Source organism: Caldalkalibacillus mannanilyticus JCM 10596, assembly GCF_000615945.1.
In the GTDB taxonomy this organism is placed as follows: domain Bacteria; phylum Bacillota; class Bacilli; order Caldalkalibacillales; family JCM-10596; genus Bacillus_AT; species Bacillus_AT mannanilyticus.
Genome location: NZ_BAMO01000031.1, coordinates 52,659 through 61,095 on the forward strand (window position 1 = coordinate 52,659; position 8,437 = coordinate 61,095).

Annotated in this window: 5 protein-coding genes and 3 pseudogenes; all 8 read left to right on the forward strand. The window is 40.7% G+C overall.

Translation table 11 applies throughout. The features are described from left to right. The first annotated feature begins 19 nt into the window (after positions 1-19). Positions 20-978, forward strand: a pseudogene (gene mraY / locus JCM10596_RS26035) (phospho-N-acetylmuramoyl-pentapeptide-transferase). Further along, complete coding sequence (gene murD, locus JCM10596_RS16365; RefSeq protein ID WP_025028062.1) at positions 978-2,354, forward strand: UDP-N-acetylmuramoyl-L-alanine--D-glutamate ligase; 1,377 nt, start codon at positions 978-980, stop codon at positions 2,352-2,354. Before mraY ends, murD begins: the two are co-directional and overlap by 1 nt. 17 nt (positions 2,355-2,371) lie before the next feature. Beyond that, positions 2,372-3,492: pseudogene (gene spoVE, locus JCM10596_RS26040) on the forward strand (stage V sporulation protein E). Between the two features lie 18 nt (positions 3,493-3,510). Then, positions 3,511-4,620, forward strand: a complete 1,110-nt coding sequence (murG, locus tag JCM10596_RS16375; protein WP_025028063.1) for an undecaprenyldiphospho-muramoylpentapeptide beta-N-acetylglucosaminyltransferase — start codon at positions 3,511-3,513, stop codon at positions 4,618-4,620. A gap of 92 nt (positions 4,621-4,712) precedes the next feature. Continuing rightward, positions 4,713-5,621 (forward strand): UDP-N-acetylmuramate dehydrogenase, encoded by a 909-nt coding sequence (gene murB, locus JCM10596_RS16380; protein WP_025028064.1) that lies wholly within the window; start codon positions 4,713-4,715, stop codon positions 5,619-5,621. A gap of 14 nt (positions 5,622-5,635) precedes the next feature. Further along, a pseudogene (gene murA / locus JCM10596_RS26045) lies at positions 5,636-6,885 on the forward strand (UDP-N-acetylglucosamine 1-carboxyvinyltransferase). Between the two features lie 67 nt (positions 6,886-6,952). Further along, complete coding sequence (locus tag JCM10596_RS16390; RefSeq protein WP_025028065.1) at positions 6,953-7,741, forward strand: cell division protein FtsQ/DivIB; 789 nt, start codon at positions 6,953-6,955, stop codon at positions 7,739-7,741. A 3-nt stretch (positions 7,742-7,744) separates the two neighbouring features. Continuing rightward, positions 7,745-8,437, forward strand: a 693-nt coding sequence (locus JCM10596_RS16395; protein WP_051541356.1) for a DUF881 domain-containing protein, incomplete at its 3' end; no start/stop codon positions are given.

The window sequence follows — 8,437 nt, forward strand, 5'->3', positions numbered from 1 at the left end:
ATAGGAAGGGGGGTCAACCTTGCCCCAAATTATCATACTAACCATCGTTGCTGCTTTTTTAATTGTGGTTCTTCTTGCTCCACTATTTATTCCTTTGTTACATCGCCTTAAATTTGGCCAAAGCATCAGAGAGGAAGGTCCTCAATCTCATCAAAAAAAATCTGGAACTCCTACAATGGGGGGGACGATTATCCTCCTGGCACTCTCGGTGACGGTTCTTAAATTTGCAACAAATTCACTGGAGATCTTTCTGCTTATGCTCGTCACTTTAGGGTATGGTTTGCTCGGTTTTCTAGATGATTTTATTAAGATTGTTTTGAAAAGAAACCTTGGTTTAACAGCTAAACAAAAGTTATTCGGTCAATTAATTATTGCCCTTATTTTTTACTATTTATTAAATCAAAATGGTCATTCGACTCAGGTTTTTATTCCTGGAACAGAGTTTAATATCGACTTAGCATGGATTTACTTTCCTTTTATGATCCTGATGATGATTGGTTTTTCTAATGCGGTCAATTTGACAGATGGACTTGATGGACTTTTATCCGGTACGGCAGCCGTTGCTTTTGGTGCACTTGCCGTGATTGCTACATGCGCTCAGAAATAGATATTGCCATTTTTAGTGCGGCTGTTGTGGGGGCTGTTTTAGGATTTTTAGTCTATAATGCACATCCTGCAAGAGTTTTTATGGGAGACACGGGATCACTGGCACTCGGGGGAGCCATCGCCGCTATCGCGATTCTAACCAAAACAGAGTTATTATTGTTAATTATCGGGGGGATTTTTGTTCTTGAGGCCTTCTCTGTGGTTCTTCAGGTTATTTCCTTTAAAACAAGAGGAAAAAGAATTTTCCGCATGAGTCCCATTCACCATCACTTCGAATTATCGGGCTGGTCTGAATGGAAGGTTGTTGTTGTCTTCTGGTTTATCTCTATGTGTCTGGCTGGCATTGGAATCTACTTTGAGGTGTTTGCTTAATGAAAACAGAGAATGTAGGAACGATACAAAATAAGAATATAATAGTCTTAGGTTTGGCTAAAAGCGGACTTGCGGTAGCCAAACTTTTGGTGCGTTTAGGTGCAAATGTCACAGTAAATGAGAGACAGGTCCGTGAATCCTGTCAAGGAGTTGAAGAATTAGAACAGCTAGGGATTTCTGTGATCTGCGGTTCTCACCCAACAGAACTATTAGAGGGTAATGTATCTATGATCGTCAAAAATCCTGGGATTCCTTTTGATATTCCTTTTCTCCAAGAGGCAGAGAAGAAAGGCATTCCTATTGTCACAGAAGTAGAGATTGCCTACCTGATCTCAGAAGCTCCTATTATTGGGATTACAGGATCCAACGGGAAAACAACGACCACCACGCTTATTTATGAGATGCTCAAAGAGAGTGACCGAGAGCCAATCATTGCTGGAAATATAGGTACGGTTCTTTCACAAGTCGCAGAAACAGCGCAACAGGATCAATGGCTTGTAGCAGAACTGAGTAGCTTTCAGCTCTTGGGAACGGATCAATTTAGACCTAGAATTGCTACATTACTCAATGTCTTTGACGCTCACTTGGACTATCATCATACAAAAGAACATTATGTTTTTTCTAAAGCCAGATTATTTGCGAATCAAAGAGCAGATGATGTAGCTGTGTTAAACTATGACCATGAGTTGACAAGGGGACTAGCCGATCAGCTCCATTCTCAAATCGCATGGTTCAGTAGAAAAACGGATGTTTCTAGAGGGGCTTTTATTCAGGATGGGAAGATTGTTTCTAAGGATCGTCAGGGGAACATCGTAGAACTAGTCCCTCTACAGGAGCTGAAGCTGATTGGGGCACATAATGTAGAAAATGCTTTAGCAGCAGTATCTGTAGCCTTAGAGGCAGGTGCTAAAATCGAACGCATCCGTCACGTATTGACTACTTTTGAAGGAGTAGAGCACCGTTTGCAATTTGTCCGTGAAGTAGAAGGAGTGCGCTATTACAACGATTCAAAAGCAACAAATTCGGTGGCTACACGAAAATCTGTTGAATCTTTTTCAGTTCCAGTTGTCCTCATTGCTGGGGGGCTAGACCGCGGAGACGACTTCCATGAGCTGGAGGACTTATTTCGCACTCGTGTGAAAGCCTTAGTGGCATATGGACAAAATTCAAAAAAAATGCTCGAAGTAGCTAAAAGAATAGGGGTAAATCAAATCATCAGTGTCGATAATGTTAATGAAGCAGTGGAGTCCGCTGCTCAATTTGCACAGACTGGTGATGTGGTTCTTCTTTCTCCAGCATCAGCTAGCTGGGATCAATTTACCTCATTTGAAGAGAGAGGGGACATGTTTACTCAATCTGTGCATAAACTTAGATAAGGGGCTTGCCCTAATCTATGCATGAATTGAGGTGTCCATACTTGGCAAAAGCACGTTCAACTCCAGATTTCTTAATCGTATTCTCGACCCTTGCTATATTGAGTATAGGAATATTAATGGTTTATAGCGCCAGTGCTATTATATCCTTTCATAAGTATCAGGATTACTTTTATTTTGTAAAGCGCCAGCTTCTCTTTGCTGGATTGGGTATTGTAGCTATGTTTTTTGTCATGAATATTGATTACTGGGTGTGGAGGAAATGGGCAAAGGTTGGATTGATTATTTGTTTTGCTCTTCTTGTTATTGTTCTTATCCCAGGTGTAGGGATTTTACGAAACGGATCTAGAAGCTGGTTAGGAATAGGGGCTTTTTCCATTCAGCCCTCCGAATTTATTAAAATATGTATGATTATCTTTCTAGCTAAGTTTCTTTCGGAAAACCAGAAAAAAATAGTTTTATTGATGAAGGGGTTATTGCCCCCTCTTGCGATTGTCTTTCTAGCTTTTGGTTTAATTATGCTTCAGCCTGATCTAGGTACAGGCACTGTCATGGTAGGTGCATCACTAGTCATGATCTATATCGCCGGAGCGCGGATGCTACACCTGTCAGGGTTGGCTATGATTGGAGTAGCTGGATTTGCTGCCCTTGTTATTGCCGCCCCATATCGGATGAAAAGGATTGTTTCATTTTTAGATCCATGGCAGGATCCATTGGGAGCAGGGTATCAAATTATCCAGTCCTTGTATGCGATTGGACCAGGAGGCTCATGGGCTTAGGGCTTGGCATGAGCCGTCAAAAATTCTATTACCTGCCTGAACCACAAACCGATTTTATCTTTGCTATATTAGCTGAAGAGCTTGGGTTTCTAGGTGGAGCGATGGTCCTTCTCTTATTCGCCTTGTTACTCTGGCGTGGAATGAGAGTAGCCATTACGGCCCCTGATTTATATGGAAGTTTATTAGCGGCTGGGATCGTAGGAATGATTGCTATACAAGTTGTAATTAATATAGGAGTTGTCACAGGAATGTTTCCTGTTACTGGAATCACCCTTCCATTGCTAAGCTATGGAGGATCTTCGTTAACACTTATGCTTGTAGCAATAGGTGTCCTGTTAAATATATCGCGATATGCGAGATAGAGAAGGTGAGTAGTGAAGATGAGAGTACTCATTTCTGGAGGAGGAACGGGGGGACACATCTATCCCGCCCTATCCATTATTAAAGAAATAAAACAACAAGAACCTGATTCAGTCTTTTTATATGTTGGGTCGTCTAAAGGGCTAGAGGCAGATATAGTGCCTAGGGAGAACATACCCTTTCAAAGTATTGAAGTAAGTGGGTTTCGCAGAAAGCTATCGTTAGATAATCTAAAAACCATCTATAGATTTATTAAAAGTGTTAGAGAATCGAAAAAAATGATCAGAGATTTTAAACCGAACATTGTCATTGGCACAGGGGGCTACGTTTGTGGCCCTGTTGTCTTTGCTGCGGCTAGACTGGGGATTCCGACACTCATTCATGAACAAAATGTGATTCCAGGTCTTACAAATAAATTTCTTAGCAGATTCTCTTCAGCAATAGCTGTATCCTTTGAAGGTTCTGCATCGTTTTTTAATCATTCTACGATTGAAATTACAGGTAACCCTCGTGCTACGGAAGTCGCTCAGGCAAGCCGGAAAGAGGGAAGAGCCTCATTAAACCTGCCATTAACGAAAAAAATTATTTTGATTGTTGGAGGTAGCAGGGGAGCTAAAGCCATCAATCTTGCTTTCTTAGAAATGATTAATCAGCTTCCAAAGCTCAAAGACTGCCATTTTGTTTATGTGACGGGTGACGTTCATTATAATGAGATCAGAGAGCAGGTTGAAAAAAAGGGAGCATCCATAGAACAAGTGACGTTAAAGCCATTTGTCTATAACATGCCGGATGTTCTGGCGGCTACTGATCTGATTGTAAATAGAGCAGGAGCTTCTTTTCTAGCTGAAATTACTTCCTTAGGTATACCTTCTATTCTGATACCTTCTCCTTATGTTACGAATAATCATCAGGAGAAAAACGCTAGATGGCTGGAGGAAAAAGGAGCAGCGAAGGTGATACTAGAAAAAGAATTGAATGGGGATATTTTATATCAAAGTATTGCTCAACTGATGCAAGACGAGAACGAATTAAAGAAGATGAGTACGGCTTCTAGGCAAGTAGGCTATCCAGAAGCTGCTCATCATATTTACCAATTAATGAAGAAAATAGTACAAAATGAAAAGCATTAGGCGTCTGTCACACCTCTGCTAGATAAGCATAAACTACCGTAAACGTGACTGATGATGACCCAAATGACTGCATTCATTAGAGGAGGTTTCCAATGAGTGATTTGGTTAAAAAACTACTTGAGGCGAAAGTGGGAAAAGTGTGGAAAGATGAACCACTTGCTAAGCATACAACATGGAAAATAGGAGGTCCAGCTGACATCTTAATACAACCCTCAGATAGGGAAGGGCTCATTACAACGATGCGTGAGATTGCTGCGCATCAGCTTCCATATCGAGTAATTGGTAGGGGATCCAATTTACTTGTTCGAGATGGGGGAATTCGAGGGGTTGTCATTAAGCTGGGTGAAGGGCTAGATCACCTCAAAATTGATGATAGTCAAGTGGTGGTGGGAGCGGGCTATTCCTTTATTAAACTTGCCACGATTGTAGCACAACAAGGGTTAACAGGACTTGAATTTGCTGGAGGAATACCAGGCACGGTTGGTGGCGCCGTCTATATGAATGCCGGAGCACATGGGTCAGATGTTTCACGTGTATTACATTCTGCTGAGATATTGTTTGAAGATGGATCGTTGGCAGTATTAAGTAATGAAGAACTGAAATACTCATATAGACATTCCATTCTACAGGATGAACGTAAGGGGATCTGTTTAGAAGCCAAGTTTCAACTAGCTCATGGAGAACGAAAAGATATTGTGGATGCCTTAGCGACTCACAAAGACTATCGAAGAAAAACACAGCCTTTACAATACCCCTGTTGTGGAAGTGTATTCCGTAATCCCACTCCTCATTCAGCGGGGAGGTTAATAGAAGAAGCGGGGTTAAAAGGGTATCAAGTAGGAGATGCTCAGATTTCATTACTTCATGCCAATTTCATCGTAAATTTAGGAAACGCCTCAGCAAGAGACGTCCTCACCTTAATTGAGCATATAAAATCTACTATTCAACAAAAGTTTGGAGTAGAGATGCATCCAGAAGTACAGGTGGTGGGCGAGGGTTAAACGGAGGTGAGACATTGGCATCATTACAAATTGTAGGTGGAAAACCTCTTTCTGGAGAGTTGAGGATTCACGGTGCAAAGAATGCAGCACTGCCCATCTTAGCAGGCGCTATCTTGGCACCGGGACAACAATGCTTAGACGATGTTCCTCAGCTTCTTGATATAGAAGTCATGTTAGAGATTTTAAGGTCATTGGGAGTCCATACAGACCATCACCGTCAAAGAGTGACCCTCGATACAACTTCGATTCATTCTACTGTTATTCCAGAAACCTTAATGGGTAAAATGCGCTCCTCTATCTTTTTAATGGGACCTCTTTTAGCAAGATTCGGAGAAGTGACTGTATTTCGACCAGGTGGTTGTGCTATCGGTGAAAGACCTATTGATCTTCATTTAGCTGGCTTGAAGGCTTTAGGAGCCACCATAGTGGAAAGGCATGGTGAAGTGTATTGCAGTGCTTCTAGACTGAAGGGTGCTGAGTTTCATCTTAGATTTCCAAGTGTAGGTGCAACTGAGAACTTAATGATGGCTGCTACTCTAGCAGAAGGGACTACGATCATCACCAATGCAGCTAAAGAACCTGAAATCGTAGACTTACAGAATTTTCTCCGTAAAATGGGAGCCAAGATATCGGGGGCAGGGACAGAAAAAATTGTGATCGAAGGGGTTGATCAGTTAGCCCTATCGAATATCAAATCATTCCTGATCGAATCATAGCAGGAACCATTATTCTAGCAGCTTCAATCACTAGGGGAGAAGTGACTCTTCATAATGTGATTCCTGAGCATTTATCTACATTGTTAGGAACATTACGATCAAGTGGTGTTGAAATTCAATCAAGCCATGATATAATAAAAATACACGCTAAGAAAAAGCTGTATTCCATTGATCCTCTACAAACAGCCCCTTTTCCAGGTTTTCCTACTGATTTACAAGCTCAAATCATGTCTTATTTAGCAACAGTAGAAGGAACCTCCATTCTTACCGAAACGGTGTTTGAAGGTAGGCTAAAGCATGTTGATGAACTTAATCGATTAGGTGCTCATATCGCTGTCGATTTAAACACTGCGTTTATTAGAGGAGTCGAGTGCTTAACTGGATCAGAAGTTGAAGCAACTGATCTGCGAGCGGGTGCAGCCTTAGTTATTGCTGGATTAGCGGCAAGAGGAACCACCACAGTGAAGCAGATCCATTATATTGATAGAGGATATCAGAATCTAGAAGAGATGTTGTCACTTTTAGGGGCAGATATTAAACGAGTGTAACCATATACGAAAAACGGCATATGAAATATATGCCGTTTTTATTACGAGTCGAAAGGACAAGGAAACAATGAATAACAATAGTAATGTTATTTATGATGATCGAATTCCGAGATTGAAAGAACCTCCCCAAAAACGAAAACCTAATAAGCTTTTTTTGTTTCTTGTTGTCTTTTTCTTTCTTTTTGTCGTATGTATTCTCTATTTTCAATCTCCTTATTCTAAATTAGCTGAGATTGAAATTACCGGGGCTCAAATCCTCCGAGAAGCTGATATACACACTCAAGCCAATATTGAGATAGGAATGTCTTTTTATAATTTTAGTGTTTCTTCTATTGAAAACAAACTAAATGAAATGGTGGAGATAAGTGAAGTTACGGTAGAGCGAAACTTTCCCAATAAACTGAAGATTCATGTGGTTGAACATCCTTACACGGCATTTTGGTTGGAAGATGATCAGCTATACCCCGTGTTGTCAACAGGACATATCTTGCTGCATCGATCTTGGAATACAGGACGAGTGGATCGGCCTATTCTTACTGATTGGCCAACCAAAGAGGGAATCATTGAATTAAGTCAAGAATTAGTTAAGCTTCCTACTATCGTAATGAAAAACATCTCTGAGATCACACTTACTCCGATGATTTCAGATCCGTATCGACTAACCCTCTATATGAATGACGGGTTTGAAGTTCGGACAACCATTCGTAAGTTTGCTGAGAATCTGAGTATGTATCCTAATATCTATGAAGAAACGCCACATGAAGAGGGGATTTTTTACTTCTTCGATGGGGTCATTTGGATAGAAGACCCGGCTCAAGCAGAATCGGCACAGGATGAAGAAAAGAAAGGGGAATAAAACGTGAACCTGAAAGTGAAAAAAAAACATGTATATCTCACGATTGTTTTTCTTTGCGCTGGATATTTACTCTCCTTTTCTTATCACTATACTCAATCAATTGAAGATCAAGGAATAAAGAATCCTGCTCAATGGGAGAAAGAAGATCAATTGAGAGACAAAATATTTCAAGTCAACATGGAAAACACGGAGCTCGAACAACAGTTGCGAGAGCTTCAGCAACGAGTAAGTGAAAAGGAAGAAGAAATGTCCTATATTCAAGATGAAGTTGCCTCTATTCACAAAGAATTGGAAACCTATCGACTATTATCAGGATTAATCGAAGCACAGGGCGAAGGTATTATCATTACAATGGAGGATAATTCATATGCTAGTGACGCCCAGAATCCAAATGATTATATTATTCATGAACAGGATGTCCGCCGTGTTGTAAATGAATTGTATGCTGCTGGAGCAGAAGGGATTAGTATTAATGATCAAAGACTGATTCACTCCACTGCGATTCGTTGTGTTGGGCCTACTATTATTGTGAACAATGTCAAATCGGCTGCCCCTTTTCAAATCAATGCTATCGGAGATACGAACACATTATATCAAGCCCTTCTTATGCCAGGCGGAGTTGTAGATGCTTTAAAGAATTGGGGGATTACAGTTAAAATTGAAAAGAGTAATCAAATCGTTTTACCAGCCTATCTA